This is a genomic window from Paenibacillus xylanilyticus, assembly GCF_009664365.1.
GTDB lineage: Bacteria > Bacillota > Bacilli > Paenibacillales > Paenibacillaceae > Paenibacillus > Paenibacillus xylanilyticus_A.
Genome location: NZ_CP044310.1, coordinates 4,184,098 through 4,202,263 on the forward strand (window position 1 = coordinate 4,184,098; position 18,166 = coordinate 4,202,263).

The 18,166-nt window shown below is 47.3% G+C and carries 22 protein-coding genes; 1 reads left to right on the plus strand and 21 read right to left on the minus strand.

Annotated elements, in window-relative coordinates:
- Positions 1-206: 206 nt before the first annotated feature.
- From F4V51_RS18425 to F4V51_RS18460, 8 genes are all read right to left on the minus strand, one after another.
- Complete coding sequence (locus tag F4V51_RS18425; RefSeq protein ID WP_153979164.1) at positions 207-1,184, minus strand: biotin--[acetyl-CoA-carboxylase] ligase; 978 nt, start codon at positions 1,182-1,184, stop codon at positions 207-209.
- Positions 1,171-2,502 carry a CCA tRNA nucleotidyltransferase gene (locus tag F4V51_RS18430; RefSeq protein WP_153979165.1) on the minus strand — a complete coding sequence of 444 codons (1,332 nt, stop codon included), beginning with the start codon at positions 2,500-2,502 and terminating at the stop codon, positions 1,171-1,173. Before F4V51_RS18430 ends, F4V51_RS18425 begins: the two co-directional genes overlap by 14 nt.
- Positions 2,503-2,536: 34 nt before the next feature.
- Entirely contained in the window at positions 2,537-3,697 is a 1,161-nt protein-coding gene (bshA, locus tag F4V51_RS18435) for an N-acetyl-alpha-D-glucosaminyl L-malate synthase BshA (protein ID WP_095292817.1), read from the minus strand.
- A gap of 95 nt (positions 3,698-3,792) precedes the next feature.
- Entirely contained in the window at positions 3,793-4,491 is a 699-nt protein-coding gene (bshB1, locus tag F4V51_RS18440; protein WP_153979166.1) for a bacillithiol biosynthesis deacetylase BshB1, read from the minus strand.
- Positions 4,488-4,928 carry a methylglyoxal synthase gene (gene mgsA, locus F4V51_RS18445; protein ID WP_095292821.1) on the minus strand — a complete coding sequence of 147 codons (441 nt, stop codon included), beginning with the start codon at positions 4,926-4,928 and terminating at the stop codon, positions 4,488-4,490. Before mgsA ends, bshB1 begins: the two co-directional genes overlap by 4 nt.
- A gap of 11 nt (positions 4,929-4,939) precedes the next feature.
- Positions 4,940-5,743: a 4-hydroxy-tetrahydrodipicolinate reductase gene (dapB, locus tag F4V51_RS18450; RefSeq protein ID WP_095292823.1), complete on the minus strand. Its 804-nt coding sequence runs from the start codon at positions 5,741-5,743 to the stop codon at positions 4,940-4,942.
- 84 nt (positions 5,744-5,827) lie between these two features.
- Positions 5,828-6,352, minus strand: coding sequence for a tetratricopeptide repeat protein (locus tag F4V51_RS18455; RefSeq protein ID WP_153979167.1), 525 nt, complete (start codon positions 6,350-6,352; stop codon positions 5,828-5,830).
- A gap of 51 nt (positions 6,353-6,403) precedes the next feature.
- Entirely contained in the window at positions 6,404-6,733 is a 330-nt protein-coding gene (locus tag F4V51_RS18460) for a nucleotide pyrophosphohydrolase (RefSeq protein WP_056696770.1), read from the minus strand.
- A 170-nt stretch (positions 6,734-6,903) separates the two neighbouring features.
- On the opposite strand from F4V51_RS18460, the gene F4V51_RS18465 reads away from it, so the two are divergent.
- Positions 6,904-7,773 carry a YitT family protein gene (locus tag F4V51_RS18465; protein ID WP_153979168.1) on the plus strand — a complete coding sequence of 290 codons (870 nt, stop codon included), beginning with the start codon at positions 6,904-6,906 and terminating at the stop codon, positions 7,771-7,773.
- Between the two features lie 96 nt (positions 7,774-7,869).
- Here the strand turns inward: F4V51_RS18465 and F4V51_RS18470 are convergent, their stop codons facing one another.
- The 13 genes from F4V51_RS18470 to F4V51_RS18530 all read right to left on the minus strand — a co-directional run bounded on the left by F4V51_RS18470 (position 7,870) and on the right by F4V51_RS18530 (position 18,152).
- Positions 7,870-8,739 (minus strand): sporulation protein YpjB, encoded by an 870-nt coding sequence (locus F4V51_RS18470; protein ID WP_162009956.1) that lies wholly within the window; start codon positions 8,737-8,739, stop codon positions 7,870-7,872.
- A gap of 60 nt (positions 8,740-8,799) precedes the next feature.
- Entirely contained in the window at positions 8,800-9,426 is a 627-nt protein-coding gene (locus F4V51_RS18475; protein WP_153979170.1) for a DUF1405 domain-containing protein, read from the minus strand.
- A gap of 113 nt (positions 9,427-9,539) precedes the next feature.
- Positions 9,540-10,421 carry a menaquinol-cytochrome c reductase cytochrome b/c subunit gene (locus F4V51_RS18480; RefSeq protein ID WP_153979171.1) on the minus strand — a complete coding sequence of 294 codons (882 nt, stop codon included), beginning with the start codon at positions 10,419-10,421 and terminating at the stop codon, positions 9,540-9,542.
- Between the two features lie 21 nt (positions 10,422-10,442).
- Positions 10,443-11,114 (minus strand): menaquinol-cytochrome c reductase cytochrome b subunit, encoded by a 672-nt coding sequence (gene qcrB / locus F4V51_RS18485; RefSeq protein ID WP_017687726.1) that lies wholly within the window; start codon positions 11,112-11,114, stop codon positions 10,443-10,445.
- Between the two features lie 15 nt (positions 11,115-11,129).
- A complete protein-coding gene (locus F4V51_RS18490) occupies positions 11,130-11,672 on the minus strand; it encodes a QcrA and Rieske domain-containing protein (protein WP_095361914.1) in 543 nt (180 codons plus the stop codon).
- Positions 11,673-11,863: 191 nt separating this feature from the next.
- The gene (locus tag F4V51_RS18495; protein WP_153979172.1) at positions 11,864-12,286 is read right to left on the minus strand and encodes a DUF2487 family protein; all 423 of its coding nucleotides are present in this window, start codon (positions 12,284-12,286) and stop codon (positions 11,864-11,866) included.
- A 154-nt stretch (positions 12,287-12,440) separates the two neighbouring features.
- Positions 12,441-12,620, minus strand: a complete 180-nt coding sequence (locus F4V51_RS18500; RefSeq protein WP_095292837.1) for an IDEAL domain-containing protein — start codon at positions 12,618-12,620, stop codon at positions 12,441-12,443.
- Positions 12,621-12,643: 23 nt separating this feature from the next.
- Positions 12,644-13,150, minus strand: coding sequence for a gamma carbonic anhydrase family protein (locus F4V51_RS18505; RefSeq protein ID WP_153979173.1), 507 nt, complete (start codon positions 13,148-13,150; stop codon positions 12,644-12,646).
- Positions 13,151-13,196: 46 nt separating this feature from the next.
- A complete protein-coding gene (locus tag F4V51_RS18510; protein WP_153979174.1) occupies positions 13,197-14,315 on the minus strand; it encodes a hypothetical protein in 1,119 nt (372 codons plus the stop codon).
- Positions 14,316-14,550: 235 nt separating this feature from the next.
- The gene (locus F4V51_RS18515) at positions 14,551-15,150 is read right to left on the minus strand and encodes a histidine phosphatase family protein (RefSeq protein WP_153979175.1); all 600 of its coding nucleotides are present in this window, start codon (positions 15,148-15,150) and stop codon (positions 14,551-14,553) included.
- A 37-nt stretch (positions 15,151-15,187) separates the two neighbouring features.
- Positions 15,188-15,823 carry an anti-sigma factor family protein gene (locus F4V51_RS18520; protein ID WP_153979176.1) on the minus strand — a complete coding sequence of 212 codons (636 nt, stop codon included), beginning with the start codon at positions 15,821-15,823 and terminating at the stop codon, positions 15,188-15,190.
- Positions 15,820-16,413: an RNA polymerase sigma factor gene (locus F4V51_RS18525; RefSeq protein ID WP_153979177.1), complete on the minus strand. Its 594-nt coding sequence runs from the start codon at positions 16,411-16,413 to the stop codon at positions 15,820-15,822. The genes F4V51_RS18520 and F4V51_RS18525 overlap by 4 nt, the downstream gene beginning before the upstream one ends.
- A gap of 644 nt (positions 16,414-17,057) precedes the next feature.
- Positions 17,058-18,152, minus strand: a complete 1,095-nt coding sequence (locus tag F4V51_RS18530) for a prephenate dehydrogenase (RefSeq protein ID WP_153979178.1) — start codon at positions 18,150-18,152, stop codon at positions 17,058-17,060.
- Positions 18,153-18,166 lie beyond the last annotated feature (14 nt).

The following is an 18,166-nucleotide window of genomic DNA, read 5'->3' on the forward strand; positions in this document are numbered from 1 at the left end:
CGGCTCAGAGCAGAATCCAACAACTCACTTAACACATTTTCCATTTTGCTATGCATCTGTTCATGATCAAGCCAATCAGGCATACTGTTGCCGGAGTGCAATTCGGTCTGCAATAGCCGATATCGCCTCACGAACACAGTATACCAAAGATCAGCCCAAACTTCACGTGTTATGTTCATTATTTTAGTGGAAATTCGACAATTTCCTTAATCGATCAAGGATATTTCTCCCGATACCACGGTTATGCGCTCGCCATCTCTCTTCTCTACAATCAAAGCCCCTGAAGGATCTAGTCCAATGGCTGTTCCTTCAATATCTCCCTGCGGGTTCGAAACCTTCACTTCCCGATGAATCGAGACGGATAGAGCTTCCCACAATGACGCGATTACACCGAAACCTTCCCTTTGATACAAAAGGTAAAGATGTTCCATCTCATTCAATATGGCAGCAGCCAACTTCGTTCGATCCACCTGCTGTCCGGTCTCGACTTTGATTGAAGTCGCTATGGACGTCAGATCCTCCGGATAATCCGTAAGATCAAAATTCACATCTACCCCAATACCTGCAATGCAGTATCGCAGTTCATGATCTTCTACTGCTGACTCAAGCAGGATGCCACACATTTTGCGACCGTTAATCAGAAGATCATTCGGCCATTTGATGCCCGCATCGGCCCCCGTATGGGCCCTTACTGCTCGGCAGACCGCTACCCCCGTCAGTAGTGTCAGCTGTGGCGTATTTCGAAGCGGCTGCTCGGGACGCAGCAGTATGCTCATCCAGATCCCTTTGCCAGGAGGTGAGAACCATTTACGCCCGAATCTTCCCCGTCCACCTGTTTGTTCCTCGGCAAGAACTACCGCACCTTCTGCCTGACCCTGCTCGGCCATTTGCTGAACATCGCCTTGCGTAGATAAGGTTGAACTTAGGATGAGTGCTTTACGGCCAAAGACAGACGTTTGCAGAGCCAGTTGAAGGCCTGCTGCATCAATACTGTCAGGTCTCGTAAGAAGGCGGTACCCTTTGCGGGAGACAGCCTCAAATTCGTATCCGAGATCGCGCAGCTTGTTCACATGTTTCCAGACTGCTGTTCTGCTAATGGACAGGTTCCGGCTGATCTCTTCCCCTGATACAAATCGTCCATCTGCATTCATGAGCATATGTAACAGTTCTTCATGCTTGGTCATCTGCAGCCACCCGTTTCACTTCAGCGGTCAGCGCTTCATGCTGATTCGCTATATTTCCAATCGCTGTTTCACGTAACAAATGCTTCATCAACCGGCCCAGCCAAGGCCCGCCCTTGCGCTCGAGTAGTCCTAGAACATTTTCTCCGGTAATATGGAGTTCCTTCAGCTCATGAACCGGCATGGATCGACTCCACTCCGCTGCGTTAGCAAGAATTGCTTGGTATGAAGCCTCTGCTGAAGCGGATAGGAGATGGCCAGCGGGGAGTATACGTTGAATCTTGAGCCAATCCGCAGCGGCTTGACGTCCGCACGTCAGTTCAGCACTAATCCACTCCGCTCGCAATAACATTTGATCCTTATAGTTCTGCACAACCGTCTTCATTAACTCATCAAACTGTAAAACCCCGGTAATGCGCAAACGATCATCGTTGGAAAACGTCCATTTGCGTAGTAAAGCGTCAGCTTCATCCTTCTTATATTGACCTGCAATCAGCAGGAGCGACCAGCGCAGTAAAGCATCATGTTCTTTCAGTTCCCCGATTCGGAGTAGTAGATTCCTATTGAATCGGCTGCCTTGCACCGGAGCCTTGATATATTCCAGTATTTTACTGTGCAGCAGCAAATCCAAACCTCGCAGCGGATGAGGACCAGCCATCATCTTCACCATTTCGGTACGGACACGCTCCATGGCAATATGCTGCAGCAAGTCTCTCTGCCTCATGAGACCCTTCCACGTGTTATAGGCAATGCTGAAGTCAAAAACCGAAGCAAACCGGACACACCGAAGTATGCGAAGCGCATCCTCGCCGAACCGCTCACTCGCTGCGCCCACACATCTGACTCGTTCTTCACGAATATCCACTTGTCCACCAAAAGGATCAACGATTGTCCCTCTTCTATCCATGGCCAAGGCATTCATCGTAAAATCGCGACGCTGCAAATCTTCTTTGATATCCTTGACGAACTGGACTTCAGACGGTCTTCGATTGTCTTTGTATTCCGATTCCGTACGGAAAGTTGTGACTTCGAAGTAATACCCCCCTGAACGTACAGTAACCGTCCCGTGCTGGAGTCCTGTCGGAATACAGTCTGCAAACAGTTCCATCACTTGTTCCGGAGATGCCGAGGTTGTTATATCCATATCATCTACACTGCGACCCAGCAGTTCATCCCGAACACAGCCACCAACCCAAAAAGCATCATAGCCCTCTTCATTCAACTTGAGCAGCACCTGTTCACTCTGCTCAGCCATCTCGAGATCAACCCTTGTCCATTGCACCAAACCAATCACCTCATTGCTTGCCTGTTGCTTGATCATTCTGTATCGCTGCTTCTATCGAATCAATAGAAGTTCAACCGCAAACGGGTTTTAGATTGGGAACTTCTCGTCCCAGTACGCGATAGTATATTTGTTCATATTCATGACGGATGGCATCATTGCAAAAATCATGATGTGCCCTATGAAGACAGGCTTCTCTGAAATCTGCTGCCAGTCGATCGTCGGTCAACAAGCGAATGGCGTTCTCAGCCATGGACTGTGTATCGCCGATCGGTGATAAATACCCGGTTTTCCCGTGTAATACGAGTTCAGGAATTCCTCCTGCCTGTGATCCAACGGTCGGCACACCGCAGGCCATCGCTTCCAGGGCCACAAGTCCGAAGCTCTCTTTCTCCGAAGGAAGCATAAGGATATCTGCCATGGAAATGACTTGTGCAATGTCATCCTGTTTACCCAGGAAATGAACTTTGTCATTCAGGCCCAATTCATTAATTTTCCATTGAATTTTAGGCAAATCCGGTCCCTCTCCAACAAACAGCAATTTGGCTGGAACCTGCTCCTGAACCTGACGGAAAACTTCAACAACGTCCTGTGTCCGCTTCACCGGGCGGAAGTTGGAGATATGCATCAATATTTTCTCGTTTGGAGCCGCAAAATCCCTGCGCAGACTTGCCGCATCCCGAGGATAATAAATTCGTTTATCAATAAAATTATATGTCAAATCAATGGGACGCTGAATGTCCAGAAGCTCAACCGTTTCTCGAATCAAATCCTGTGAAACCGCGGTTACCGCATCACTTTCGTTGATTGCAAGCCGAATGAGATCTTTCAGGGATTCATCCTGTGCCAGTACGGTAATGTCTGTACCATGCAGAGTCGTGACAACCTTTAGATCGTCGCCCACCATCTGTTTGGCCAGGAAAGCACATACTGCGTGCGGAACTGCATAATGCACATGCAGCAAATCAAGCTGCTGGGCTTTGGCCACTTGAGCCATCTTGGTTGCCAAGGACAGGTCGTATGGTGGATAGCGAAATACATAATAATCGTTCACTTCAACTTCATGGTAAAAAATATTTTTCTGAAAAGTACCCAGTCGGAACGGAATACTATTCGCAATAAAATGAACCTGGTGACCCTGTTCGGCAAGCAATTTGCCGAGCTCCGTTGCGACAACGCCAGACCCTCCGAGGGACGGATAACAGGTGATACCAATCTTTAGCTTTTGATCCATCCGGTGGACGCTCCTTTAATCTCCCGCGTGTGCGAGTTGATGTAATGCAACGGAAATTTTATTAATATTAGTCTAAGAGCTTGCACAGCAACGTATTACCTAGCTGCTGTGCCAAACTGCCCAACGACATAAGGTGTAATACTCGCAAACCCTTCTGCGAAAGAAATCAAACTCCGCTGACCCAGCAGGGAGTCCCGAGCTCTTACGCGTTCGATATACCCCTGATTCAACGGAGTAGACACCGTTCCTGCCCCTATTTCAAATTGGGAACGATAACTGAGCAGCGATTTTTCCTTTTGCTCATAGTGTTCCGTAATATCGACAATCAAATCCACCGGTCCCATATCGTTAATGAAGTAAAAATACAGCTCCTTCACTTGGGTGGCAGGCATGTCCGGCATATAATTACGCAGCTTGGCATTGAATACCGCTTCCTGCACAAGCTTGCTGCACATGACATGATCCGGATGACGATCTTCCCAATAGGGTGCAAATACAATTTTCGGGGCATGCCTGCGAATCTCGGCCGTCACTGCCTGTATATGCTCAGGGGTTATGTATAAACCACGATCTGGCAAGCCCAAATTGGTTCGACACGAAAGACCGAGGACGCGGGAGGCTTCCTCCGCTTCCTCGGCTCTGCGCTCTACAGTCCCGTTGGACGACATTTCTGCTTTTGTCAGATCACACACGCCCACCTTCATTCCAGCTGCAGTATGTTTGGCGATTGTTCCCGCCATTCCAATCTCTGCATCGTCTGCGTGTGCACCGAAAATCAGAATATCAAGACTCATTCGGAATCACCTGTTGTGACTCCAGCTTCTGGTTTATATTTATGCACAAGCTCTCTCCATGCAAAATCGCCGCGATCCAATGCCTTAACCAGAATTTCAGCCGTTGCAATGTTGGTTGCGAGCGGAATGCCCTGTACATCACACAAACGTAGCAATGCATTAATATCCGGTTCGTGTGGCTGAGCCATCAGCGGATCACGCAGGAAAATAATCAGATCCATCTCATTCTGCGCTACCAAAGCACCAATCTGCTGGTCTCCTCCAAGCGGACCTGATTCAAACCGGTGAATCTTCAAGGAAGTCCCTTCCATAATACGAAGTCCAGTGGTGCCTGTCGAATACAATTGGTGATCTGTAAACACCGGTTCATAAGCTGTAACAAAGTTTACCATCTCTTCTTTTTTGCGATCATGGGCAATAAATGCAATTTTCAACATGACAATCTCCTTTAGTCGATAAAGTGATCAAATCCATAGATGAGTCCTGTATATTCCATAACCTTCTGTACACCGATTTTTACACCGGGCATGTAACCTGCACGTTCGTATGAATCATGACGAATTTTGAGCGTTTGGCCAAAATCGCCAAATACCACTTCCTGCTGAGCAAATACGCCTGGTAAACGAACACTGTGAATCCGGAAGCCGTTATAATAGCCTCCGCGGGAGCCTTCAATGGTTTCCTCTTCATTAGGGTTGCCCTGACGGATTTCCTCACGGTTGGCTGCAATCAGCTCAGCCGTTTTAATTGCTGTTCCTGAAGGCGCATCCAGTTTTTGATCCCCATGGTACTCAATGATTTCAACGTTAGGCATATGTTTGGCCGCTTGTGCTGCGAATCTCATCATCAAAATGGCACCAATGGAGAAGTTCGGGGCAATCAGACCTCCGATCCCTTTGTCCTGACACTGCTTGTCCAGTTGTTCAATCTGCTCCGTCGTGAAGCCGGTAACTCCCATAACGGGTCTGACTCCATAACGGATCGCAAGTTCTGTATGAGCAAAAGCATATTGAGGTATTGTAAAATCAACCATGACCTGCGGTTTCGTCTCTGCAAAAGCCATTTCGATATCGTCGGTTACAAGCACTCCGCATTCCGGAAGACCGACCAGGGTTCCGGCATCAATACCTGCGCCGGAGCGGTTAACCGCGGCAGCAAGCTCCAGTTCCGGGTCTTGAAGAACCAGCTTCACCACTTCCCGGCCCATTCGGCCAGCCGCTCCGATTACGGCAACTCTTATTACTTCACTCATCTTGGCTGCATCTCCTCACTGTATGTTGGTTCAGTCACTAGAAAATTCATTTCGTCAGCTTTCGCTTCAGATGAAATGAATTTCTTATTGAATAGAATTCTTACGCTGCTTGATTTGTTGGTCCATTTGATGCAATTGTGCGTTCTGCGGATCCAGCGATATCGCATCACGAATAGCCTTGATTGCACGATCAAATTCATTCAAATCGCTATAGGCCAGTGCAAGCATCACATGCGCTTCGACAGACAGCGGATCAAGCTTAACCGCTTCATTCAGCAGAGCAGCAGCCGAAACATAACGTTCGTGTGAGCCGCTGCCTGCCTGTTCCAGCAGAGCCTTCGCCTGTGTACTTAGCTGTTTGGCTTCCAATGTCTGCAGATGCAGAACATATTCTTCAGTGCCACTGGACAGCTCAGCTGCCTTGCGGGCATGTTCCAGTGCCGGACCAAGGTGCTGGCTGCGGGCATGTGTAATGGAACAGCGGTAGTGAAGCTCCGCATGTTCCGGGTAAGCAAGAATAGCCGATTCAAACCAACGGATCGCTTGCTCAAAATCATTTTGCAAAATACAGCGGTAAGCCTGCTGCATATAATCTTCCGGCTTCATCATCCAAGCTGTCCCTCCCCAATCGGGTGATGGTACAGCATATGTAATCTACGCCTAATCGGTGTTTTTTGGAGTCCACCGATTTGCATCGCGTGTATTAAATTTATGCATGACTTTGTCGTGTGCCTGCGCCAGGTCAATCCCGAGCGAGTTGGCAAAACAAATCGTGATAAACAAAATATCCCCAAGCTCCAGCTCAATGGAATTGTCTGCTTCAGAAGCCTTCTTCGGCTTTTCACCGAACTCGTGATTGACTTCCCGAGCTAGCTCTCCCACCTCTTCCGACATACGCGCCAGCATGGCCAGCGGACTGAAGTAGCCTTCTTTGAACTGGGAAATGTAGAGGTCAACCTCGCGCTGCATTTCTGCGATGCTTTTCTCCATGAGAACGGATTCTCCTTTTGAAATTGTGTCGTATTTGTTCCTAATATATCAGTTATTTAGTTTGACTTCCACCATCCTAAGGCACAAATCATTTTTAAAGAATCAATAAATAGGTATACTAAGATGGCAAGTATTGCTTCATCATTAATTTACATATGGAGAGGGATCTAATGAGCACTGCCAAAACTTGGATTCAAATCAAACTGGTTCTCCCTATTCTGCTAGGTACTGCATTGTATGCTTTTGGACTGCTGTACTTCATTATCCCGAATCAACTAATGGAGGGCGGCGTCACCGGGGTTACCGTACTGCTCAATTATGCGTTTGGCCTCTCTCCGTCTCTAACGACCCTTGTTATCAACGTCCCGTTATTTCTGATCGGGCTCAAGATATTGGGCGGCAGGCAGATGGTCTATACAGGGGTGGGTATTGGTGCCCTTACGGCGTTTCTGTGGTTGTTTGAGAAAATGATTCACTCGGGATGGATTGAGCCTCTGCACACGGAGAATGATCTCCTGCTGGCAGCTCTGTATGCAGGTGTCACTCTCGGGGCTGGTTTGGGTATCGTATTCCGCTCAGGCGGTACGACAGGTGGTTCAGATATCATTGCACGGATTCTCAATCGAAAATATGGATGGAGCATGGGCCGAATTTTGCTCGGTATCGATTTTATTATTATCGGCATTTCACTAATCTACATTCCAAAAGAAAAAATACTCTATACGCTGGTTGCTGTCTTTATCGCTTCCAAGGTCATTGACTTCATTCAGGAAGGGGCTTATTCGGCTCGGGCATTCATGATTATTAGTGACCACGCTCCCGAAATTGCCGACCTGATTACCCGGGAAATGGACCGCGGTGTAACTCTGATTCCAGCCATTGGCGCCTACTCCAAACAAGCCAAACATGTTGCTTACTGCGTTATTTCACGTCAGGAATTCAGGCGACTGCAAACCATTGTCAGATCTGTTGATCCCCGTGCCTTTGTTATCATCAGCGATGTTCATGACGTCCATGGAGAAGGCTTCAAGGAATCCTAAAAACCAACTGAAATATATGCAAAAAAAACCTCTAATCCAAGGACAAGCCTGTTCGCTTCCTTGCGGTATAGAGGTTCTTTGGTTTGAAGTTGATGATCAGCGCCGGAATGGAAAGATGCCTTGCTGCTGTGCACGATATTTACGATACCCTGCGTACGTTAGTGCGGCCACAATCACAGATGTAATGAATAATCCTGCTGCTCTCCGGTTCGGCCCCTGAACAAATGGAACAAAGGCACTCTCATCCTTCTCGCGACCAAACAATTGATTCACCAATTCTTCGCCTTGGGATATCATGCTTTGCAGCTGTGTGATATCTGGCTGTTTAGCTCCAGTCAACCCTTTGGTATGGGATAACCAGGCGTCCAGCTGAGCAATCTCATAGGGTTCACGACGAATCATCGCTGCCGGTCGAATGGTTTCATAATGCTCCTCAAGCAAAGCATATCGGTTCGTGAGTACTGCAGCTTTCTCATGCTGACTCACAGCAGTGGATATGGCCTGAAGGTCATCTTTTACAATTTTATAATATTGGAGCCATAAGGGTTTGGCTGGATTTGCAAGACTGTCAGCAGCGAGCCTTAGTTTGGCAGAAGCCTGCTGAAGACCGGTATCATCACTTTTGACGCGAACGGCTGCTTGTTTTACTTCCACAATCGTTTCGGATAAGGCATGAATGCCTTCGACCGTCGTCTGACCCTCAAACGAAATATGCTCCAGCCGTTCGCTAATCCGCATAATACCGTTTCTGACTTCTTCGATATTATGATCCAAGGCATGCCTGTAGAGCGATGTCGCTTCCTGATTAAGCTGCTGAATGGAACTGTTGACAAGGGCTTGTTGATCCGCTTCCCCTTCATTCCCTCCACTTTGCGCAGATACACTGTATGACAAGTTCGTCCAAAACAACAGCGCCATGAACGATACTACCCATAATCCGGTTTTGTTCCAGAACATTCTCTTCATGGACATCCCCCCCATACCAATGTATGGCCGGGCACGGCCACTTAGAACAAGCTTGCAAAGTCAGGCTCGTTTCGCCTGTCTTAATGCCAGCCACGCGCACAGAATGCTAACCAGGGTAAGCCCGAAAGTGAAATTGCGCACGCCATCCAGATGCTGGTAGAGAGCGCTAGGCAGCCAAGGGAAAATATTATATGTATAGTCCATCGTATCATTCAATAACGTCCATAGACTGGCAATCAGCAGCGCTAACCATCTGAAACCAAAGAACCTGACATAAATCAACGCTTCAATGGCCATGGCACTGTGTGAGGCGATCAGCATCCAGTCCTGCCAATGCGGGGAACCACCCTGCATCCAACCCGCAAAAATAATGGAAACAGCCCAGACCCCATATTTCACCGATGTAACCACAGCGAGAGCTTGAATCACATGTCCGATTCGGTTGAGCACCACAGACTTAGGTTTATATAGAATCCATAGAAGACCAAGGGTAAAAAACAAACTCGCTGTGGGACTGTCCGGAACAAATACAACCTGCCATAGGGGCTGTTCCTCCAGTGTTAATTTCAGCTGATCTCCGTACCATATGTACCCATACACGGTACCCACTGCATTACACCAAAACAGAAGCCACAGAAAATACCGATTGGTCAGAAACTCCCGGCTCCAGAAAAACGATAAAGACACGTTCGCTGCCCCTTCCTTCTTATACTTTCTATTGTCTTTAAGAAACGTTAATTGGTTAAACACTCAAAAAAACCTGACCGCAACAACAGTCAGGTTTTTGGCTTAATTTGATTTTACTGTTCTGCCTTCTGTTTCGCAAGCCATTCCGCCAGGTGATTGATATCGTCGTCGGTCAGTCCTTGGGCGATGGCGTTGTCATACTGAGGCTGCATGCTGTTGTATCCTTCTTTGATAATCGTTAAGATCTCTTCCTGGCTGTGTTTGTCACCAACGCCGCGAAGGGATGGACCACCAGCACCCTTCATATCTGCAGCATGACACGCCACACAACCTGCCTTCTTAAACGTTTCCATTGCAGGATCATCCTTCTCAACGATGGCCACTTCTTGTTGTTGGCCCGGTGCATTGGACGTCGGCAGACCTTGTTCATGCTTCTCCAGAGCCTCTTCCTCACGCTGAATGTGTTCAGGCTTCTGGCCCGTCGCTTCAAGCTCGTGCTTGTAGTGTGTCCAAGCCACATTCGTGAGATAGAATACAGAAAGGATGGACAGAACCATGAGTGATGATGCAATTGGACGTTTGTAAAACCGTCGTTCCTTGCCTGTATCCAAGAACGGGGCAAGCAGTAACGCTCCAAAAGCCACCCCGCTGACACCCAGTACACCGAGCAGGACATAGTCGCCTGACGCATAAGGATATTTCAGATATTGATACAGAAATAGGAAATACCAGTCTGGCATCGGAATAACGGATGCACTTGGATTGGCCGGATAACCAAGCGGCGCAGGTTCAGAGATGGTCAGTACCAGGATACCCACCAGCACCACAACACCAACCATCCATTCTTTCAGCAGAAAGTTAGGTATAAATGCTTCTGATTTGCCTGGATACGCTGTATAGTCCGGTGGGGTAATGAAACCCGCCCCTTTTCGGACGCGTGAATCACCGACAAAAATGATCTTCTCCTGATCATCAGGCTTGTGTCCGTGAGCCATTGCGATTCCTCCCTTCTCAAGTTATAGTGGTCCCGAAATGCCCTGTCTGCGGATCATGATGAAGTGTCCGACCAGAAGCACCAGAAGCACAGCGGGAAGGAAGAAGACGTGCAGGGCAAAGAATCGTGTTAGCGTCTGTGCACCTACAATGGTTCCACCCTGAAGGAATTCTTTAATAATAGGTCCGAGCCATGGGACGGTATTGGCAATTTCCAGGGTAACTTTGGTTGCAAAGTAGGCTTTGTTATCCCATGGCAGCAGGTACCCGGTCAATCCAAGACCCAGCATGACGAAAAAGATCAACATGCCGACAACCCAGTTCATCTCACGGGGCGCTTTATAAGAGCCTGTAAAGAATACACGCATCGTATGTAAAAACATCATTACGATTACCAGACTGGCTCCCCAGTGGTGCATGCCGCGCACAATTTGGCCAAAAGCTACCTTGGTCTGCAGATACTCGACACTGGCATAAGCATTGATAATATCAGGTACGTAATACATCGTAAGAAACATTCCTGAGAGAATCTGAATTACGGTAATAAAGAACGTCAAGCCACCAAAGCAGTAGACGAATGCGGAAAAGTGGTGAGCCGGGTTTACGTGCTCTGGAACTTCATGATCCGCAACGTCCCTCCAGATTGGCGTGATATCGAGACGCTCGTCAATCCAGTCATAGACATTTTTAAACATCTGCGTTCACGCCTCCTATTTCACTCGGGTGTTCGGAACAATCTCGCCCAGGTATACCCAGCCCTGTTCCTCCTTGACCACATATTCATCCAGCGGTTTCGGGGCTACGGCAAGATTTTTTCCTTCCTTGTCATAGTGCGCGCCATGGCAGGGGCAATGATACTCATCAGGATAATTTTTGTCACTGTTCCAGCCGACTGTACAACCCAAATGTTTACAGATCGGTGAGAGCGCATAAATTTTACCCTGCTCATCCTTACGAATCCATGCCACAAGCGAAGCATTACTCAGGTACCAACCATCTTGCTGCTGCAGTTCAAATGTGAACTCTTGAGGTTCATTAGTAATTTTGCTGATCTCAGCTACTTTGACAGAAGTGCCTTCTCCCTTGTGCTGCAAAATTGGGTCCACCGCAAAACGGACCATGGGAAGAATCGCACCGGCGGCCATATAGGCTGTAGCTCCACCAAGCGTATACGTTAAAAACTGCCTGCGCGACATCTCCATCCGGCTTGGTGGTTTGTTCGAGGCTTCGTGCTGGTCATGCTCACTGCTCATACTGTCTCCACCCCCCTTTTCAACCAACTCTCTCATACGTTTTCATTATCAGAAATTCCACGACTTACTAGAACATACATAATCATATAGTAGCCCTAGAACACCGTCAAGAATTTGTCACACATTTTTAAGCTTCAATTGTAAGCGTTATTAAAAAAGTGTTGATAAATTGTCACATTTCCAGCCAGATGTTAATTTTTCCACATCTCGCGTACTTTTTCCCCGACATACCCTGCTATTTTCGCTTCATCCATTTCCTCAACCAGTTGAGAACGATTAAAAACCAGATCTGCAGATGAGATTTTATCTTTTTCCAAAAAACCATCTGATGTCATTATCACCACATATTTGAATCCTGAACGCTTCATTTGCTCGCATATGGTGTTTAATGCCATTGACATTTCCGGAAAAGCGAAATGGAACGCTGGATATGTCATGACCCTCCCTTTAAACGGGACTTCAATTAGATCCAGAAAATCTCTAAGCCTCTCTAGTGCTTCCGTGGCTTCAGCCGGCGAATGATTTCCCGTAAGACCGGTGAATGGAATAAGGCATGTATCCAGATAGAGTTGCAGTTCAGCCCAGCTGTCTTGAGTCATCTCACTGAATTTCAATTCCCTATTTCCCCTCTCTATCCATTTTATTCCCATATTATATATGAGCAAACGATGTAAATCTATAGAGTTATTCGTAAAATCTCTCCGTAAAAACACAAAAGGAAATGCGTAATCACGCATTTCCTTCTTATATGGTTTAATCATCAGTTAATCAGTTTATGGTTTTCAGTTCATCCGTCAGACTCCGGAAAGCTACTTCGTCTCCGGTAGCCAACGCCTTGTCGATTTCCATATACAGCTTCTCGCTACGCTGTTTACGAAGCGCTTCGTCCCACACCATCTCAGCAGCCAGCCCCAACATGACTTCATACGTAACTTTCATTTTATCCAATAGGATGCACCTCCAAAACGGATTTAAGAGCTCCTATATTCCTTACCTTTGGCAACATAACCAAGTGAAGTCCTCGACATCCGCTCAAGGTCGGCATCCGTCAATTCACGGATCACTTTGGCTGGTGTTCCCAGAGCCAGGGTATAGGGCGGAATTTTAGTATTTTCAGTTACAACAGAACCGGCCCCAATCAGTGTGTATTCACCAATTTCGGCTCCATTGAGAAGGATGGCTCCCATACCGATCAGTGAGCCTGTTCCAATGTGACAACCATGAATAATCGCGGCATGTCCCACTGAAACGTCATCTCCCAGAATCAAAGGTTGATTCGTATTTACATGTCCAACAGCATTGTCCTGAATGTTACAACGTTGTCCGATCCATATTGGCGCCAGATCTGCACGTAATACGGCATTGAACCAGACCGTAGAATCTGCACCTAACTTCAGGTCACCTATAAGTTTGGCCCCTTCAGCTACATACACCGAAGAATGAAGCTGTGGTTCTTGACCCTTGAATGGGATTATCATATCAGTATCACTCCTTAATTTGGGAGTGATTTTAGCAACTTGTCCCCTAAATGTCAAACACCAGAGGAGTCGTGTCACCTGACAGCGATCGGCAGGTTGCAGCGAGCCGCAAGCCCCATGCTGTCATTTGCACGGTACTCTCACCCTCCTGCTCTCCGATGCGAAGCATCCCCAGATGCAGCATCATTTTTACAACTCTCGTTTCATAGATCGTCTCCGGTGTGTCGTAATAAAACGGCTGGATTAACGGGCCAATTTGTCGGAACAGGGACTCTGCGGTGGACCACCCAGGCGCACATTCTCCTGTCCAATACACAATGGAGGACAAGTTTGGAATAGCACCTTTATAAAGTCTTAACCAAAACCGAAATAGCTGTATCATCTCGGCTGTATTCTCTGCACCCCGTTTTTCCTCGCCAGCTGCAGTCAATTTCAGCAGCCCCTGTTCTTCTTGAACAAGCCGATGATGGAATGCATAGTCATATAGCAATGCAAACCGGTCAGGGTAATCCTTGAAGGAACGACCGTAGCCAAACCTCCATCCCGCTTTTCCTACCAATGTTTCACTGACATGAAGATGGTCCATCACCTGCTGCTGAGAACGTCGGTACATCATGCCTTCTGCGTTCAAAGTAATTTCATGCTGCTGCACAAATTGCAGGAACAACTTCAGATCGTCTACCAGCAGATGGTATTCATCTCGGTACATCGGTGGTTCATTTGTCGTTGTAATACCTGCCTTCAGGTGAGCGGATAACACATCCCGGAACCTCATTTTCAGATCCTGGGGTACCTGGTACAGGTACTTCGTATGCTGAGTTGTCCCATTGAATAACCATCCGCTCTTGGTGAACCGAACGATAAGATCTCGCGGACTGGCGCCGGACTCGCTTTCTTTTTTGTCCATCGATTGACGGGCAATGGCGACAAGCTCCTCCATGCCAAAGTACTGCCGAGGATCAAATAGCAGGTTGTTCAGGAAACGCAGATGCGCCACATTAAGTTCGCTGACCTGTTGCTCAAAAAATCGTCTACTGCCCAACGTTGTGAGAATACTCTGGATGAGTTCATGTTTGGAATTAGGTTTGCACTCACACTGGTAATAGTCCGCTATTCGATTAAGCTGGCCGATATCGGCAAAAGTTAGCATATCCGCTAGATTCATGGGTCCATCGCCTCGCCGTTAACTACTATTAGGCTACTGATTCGGGGCCGGAGTAGTTTGGTTTTGTAAACATGTTTGACGGAATTCCCATGATCTAAACCTCATTTACCAAATCTTTTATCTTTTTATTCATCCTATGCCCGAACTTGTCTGCTCAGAAGAAAAATGAGAGGCACAGAATGATAGCAAACGACAGTTTCGCTGTTTCAAAACAAAAAAAACAACCTGAGTCCAATTACTCAGATTGTTTAGCCGCATCCAATGATAGATGTCGTGTGCAATTATATAACAAGGGACTCCAGTCATCCTGTTCTTTTTCCAGGATCGTAAGTGACAGGTTTCCAATTCGTTCCGTATAGCGGTCTTTGAACAAGGCAGACAACAGGTTTGCGAGAAAAGCGCCATGAGTTACAATCAAAACATTTTTGTCCTGATATGCAGCCCACAAATCTTCGAGAAACGCTAAAGCGCGAGTCTGTATATCCATAATCTGCTCCTGCCCCAGATCCAGCGTCTCCCAGTCCATTCCCCAGCGGGTGATTCGTTCTTCCGAGGTCAAACCCTCGATCTGACCGAAACCTCTTTCTTTCAAACGCGCATCCGGCTCAAGCATAGGCACGTCCAGCAATCCAGAGATAATCTCTCCTGTCTCCTGGGCCCGTGATAGACCACTGGTAATGATATAGTCCCATTGATAATCCTCTGTCAACAGACGGTGTCCCAGACGTTCTGCCTGCTGACGCCCTTCGGCATTCAAAGGTATGTCTGTCTGCCCTTGGATACGCCCTGCAGCGTTCCAATCGGTAAGACCATGACGAATAAGCCCAATTCGCATCTCATCCCTCTTTTCTATACGGCGAACGTCTGTTTAACTACGCACGCGCACCTTGTTTACGTTTGTTGGTCGTTCGATGCATCCGCCCCAGCGAAAACAAAGCCATGCCAATGGCAAGTAGTGACAAGGCCATCCAGTATCCCGGATACGTAGGTCCCATGCTTACGACAAAGGGTTCAATAATGCTTCCTCTGTCGGCCCCAGGCATGTCGTACTGATACATACCTGAAGCAGTCAGATCGCTTCCAGCAACGGCTGTTTCGAGAATCCCCGTAGAAACGACGCTTTGCTGTTCAGCTTCTGATACCCCAGACTTAAACATCGCCACGTATAAGAAACTGCATAAAAAAATGGCCAGAAACGCAGCAATCCACAACGTCATGTGTTTGCGGATCGCAGCAGAGAATCGATTCACTTTTGCCTCTTCAGGCAAAAGCCACGGGGACTCCGCATAAATGCGGTCCATTACGTTGCGATTGACTCTCTCTGCCTGCTGCTCTGTCACCGGTACCGGTATGCTGTGCAGCAGCACTTGGGCTTCTTCCCAAACTTCAAACTGCTGGGAGCACTCCTCACAACCATCCAGATGTGCATGAAAAGCAAGCCGCTGCGGATGATTTGCCGGCAAGTCCCAGATCAGTGCAAACAAGTCCTGGGCTTCATTGCAATTCATCTGTTCTTCATCCCTTCATATGGCTCGTACACCGGTTCGAAGAAATAAGGTTCCAATTGGGTTTTTACGCTTGATCTTGCTCTGAACAATAACGATTTTACAGAACTGACGCTCTGCCCAAGAATATTCGCAATCTCCTGGTAGTCTAGTTGATCATATTCACGGAGTATGATGGCAGAACGCTGCTTCTCCGGTAAGTTGTTAATGGCATCTCTAACCAGCATGACCCGCTCACTGCGCAGTACAGCATGCTCTGGAGCGTTCTCGGAAGGAGCAATAGGTACAACCCCGCTCTCTTCTAGAGGAACACTGCCACTGCGCTGTTTGCGCAGCTCACTCAGTACCGTATTTCTGGCAATGGTATATAACCACGTCGAGAATGAGGCATCCACCTCGCGGAATGAGTGTAAACTGCGGAACGCCTTATAGAAAGTCTCAGAACAGAGATCTTCCGCAAGCAGCTCCATATTGGAACTTTTCAACATATGATATACGAAAGCCAGTATTTTACGCTGATAACGACGCATCAGCTCGGAATATAACTCCAGTTTACCTTCCTTGATCTCTCGAATCAACTGGGAATCCGTCATTTGAGTGCGACCCCTCCTCGCCCATCCATGTGCTTCTCCCCGTTCGACTCTATCCATGTATTACCGAACAGGCACAAAAAAGTTGCGGTTCTCACCGCATAAAACAGCGTAAAGCCATATCAGGCCTCTACGCCAAATTCCCCTATGTAATGGCAATTTCCCCAACGTTTCTACATTAACAGTATTTATTGTACAACGGTCAGCAGCCTCCTGGCAAATTCTTTACGATTTACAAAAGCCCGACCTGTCATTCTTATGCGTCTTATTTCACGAGTATGACTACATAAGAATCTAATTGGCAAAATTGCACATTGCACACTCATTAGACGCAGAGAGATTCAAAAAGGTTTCAAAATTTTAATCTTTTTATTTCAGCTTCTTTTTTGGAGGATTTTATTTCCTGAATTTACGTAAGTTATAATTTGGTTTAACATTTTTTTATAAAGTGTTGACAAAATGAAAACGTATACATATAATAAAAGTACAGTATGGTTTCTCTCCACTCCTATCCAATAACTGTATTGCTCCACGTGAGCAATGGCCGCTTATGTAAGCGGTCTTTTTTTTGCCCTTCTTTAAGGACGTATCGTAACAACTGTTTATCAACACAAAAAAAGAGGGCTCTCGCCCTCTTTTTTTCACCCTCATACCCAGACCTGATATCCCAGGGAGTCCAATAAAGACTTCGCACGTTCCATATCCTCTTCCTGTCGGAATGACAAACGCATGATGCCTGGCACATCGACCCGGTTCTCAATAATCTCCAGGTTGCTCAAGTTGATATCATGTGTCCCGAGCTCTGTTGCAATCTTACCAATCATTCCTGGAGCATCCTGAACGTCTGTATACAGGTCAAACAGCGGCGAGATCATGCCTTTACGCCGTTCAGGCAATACGCTGCGGAATTCACGGGCCTGACGGAATGCATCTTCGATTCCTGGGCCATTCTCGTTCTCCAGCATATCCGTAAAAGCAGCCATCTGGCTGTTCCAGTCCTTCAATAGACCAAGGAGTACTTCACGATTGCTCAGCAGGATATCACGCCATACAATCGCATCACTGGAAGCAATACGTGTAATATCACGGAACCCGCCTGCCGCCAGCATTTTATACAGGGGATTCGATTCATTATATTCACGCACCTGATTCACGAGCGCTACCGCGATGACATGTGGCAAATGACTGATAGCTCCCACAATATCATCATGTAATAATGGCTCAACTCTGACGATCTGTGCCCGCGTATACGCCAGAAGCTCGGATAATCGGGCATATGCCTCTTCCGGAACATGTGCAGACGGAGTCAGCACATAGTACGCGTTCTCGAAAAGTACTGCCGAAGCCGCGTCAACACCTGCACGCTCAGATCCGGCCATCGGATGACCGCCAATGAAGTAGGCATCGGTCATGCGTACATGCTCAGCACAAGCCGCAATCGAAGCTTTGGTGCTGCCAACATCCGTGATGATGCATCCCTTTTTCAAGGGCAGCTTCGCCAATTGTTGAAAATATGATTCAAGCAAACCTACCGGAACGCACAAAAAAATAAAGTCGGCATCCTGCACCGCTTCTTCCAGAGAGAGTGTAGCGTCGTCCACTACACCACTCGCTATGTACTTTTCTTTCAATTCAGGTAGATGTGCATAGCCCATTACAGTTACTCCCGGCTTGCCTTTGAAGCAAAGCGCGAGAGAACCTCCAATGAGCCCCACACCAATCATTGCAATTTTTAATTTCATGAGACCTCACTCTT

Coding starts and splice junctions, on each gene's coding strand:
- F4V51_RS18425 (WP_153979164.1), bottom strand. CDS start 1,184: ATGACCAAGCATGAAGAACTGTTACATATGCTCATGAATGCAGATGGA.
- F4V51_RS18430 (WP_153979165.1), bottom strand. CDS start 2,502: ATGATCAAGCAACAGGCAAGCAATGAGGTGATTGGTTTGGTGCAATGG.
- bshA (WP_095292817.1), bottom strand. CDS start 3,697: ATGGATCAAAAGCTAAAGATTGGTATCACCTGTTATCCGTCCCTCGGA.
- bshB1 (WP_153979166.1), bottom strand. CDS start 4,491: ATGAGTCTTGATATTCTGATTTTCGGTGCACACGCAGACGATGCAGAG.
- mgsA (WP_095292821.1), bottom strand. CDS start 4,928: ATGTTGAAAATTGCATTTATTGCCCATGATCGCAAAAAAGAAGAGATG.
- dapB (WP_095292823.1), bottom strand. CDS start 5,743: ATGAGTGAAGTAATAAGAGTTGCCGTAATCGGAGCGGCTGGCCGAATG.
- F4V51_RS18455 (WP_153979167.1), bottom strand. CDS start 6,352: ATGATGAAGCCGGAAGATTATATGCAGCAGGCTTACCGCTGTATTTTG.
- F4V51_RS18460 (WP_056696770.1), bottom strand. CDS start 6,733: ATGGAGAAAAGCATCGCAGAAATGCAGCGCGAGGTTGACCTCTACATT.
- F4V51_RS18465 (WP_153979168.1), top strand. CDS start 6,904: ATGAGCACTGCCAAAACTTGGATTCAAATCAAACTGGTTCTCCCTATT.
- F4V51_RS18470 (WP_162009956.1), bottom strand. CDS start 8,739: ATGAAGAGAATGTTCTGGAACAAAACCGGATTATGGGTAGTATCGTTC.
- F4V51_RS18480 (WP_153979171.1), bottom strand. CDS start 10,421: ATGGCTCACGGACACAAGCCTGATGATCAGGAGAAGATCATTTTTGTC.
- qcrB (WP_017687726.1), bottom strand. CDS start 11,114: ATGTTTAAAAATGTCTATGACTGGATTGACGAGCGTCTCGATATCACG.
- F4V51_RS18490 (WP_095361914.1), bottom strand. CDS start 11,672: ATGAGCAGTGAGCATGACCAGCACGAAGCCTCGAACAAACCACCAAGC.
- F4V51_RS18505 (WP_153979173.1), bottom strand. CDS start 13,150: ATGATAATCCCATTCAAGGGTCAAGAACCACAGCTTCATTCTTCGGTG.
- F4V51_RS18510 (WP_153979174.1), bottom strand. CDS start 14,315: ATGAATCTAGCGGATATGCTAACTTTTGCCGATATCGGCCAGCTTAAT.
- F4V51_RS18515 (WP_153979175.1), bottom strand. CDS start 15,150: ATGCGAATTGGGCTTATTCGTCATGGTCTTACCGATTGGAACGCTGCA.
- F4V51_RS18520 (WP_153979176.1), bottom strand. CDS start 15,823: ATGAATTGCAATGAAGCCCAGGACTTGTTTGCACTGATCTGGGACTTG.
- F4V51_RS18525 (WP_153979177.1), bottom strand. CDS start 16,413: ATGACGGATTCCCAGTTGATTCGAGAGATCAAGGAAGGTAAACTGGAG.
- F4V51_RS18530 (WP_153979178.1), bottom strand. CDS start 18,152: ATGAAATTAAAAATTGCAATGATTGGTGTGGGGCTCATTGGAGGTTCT.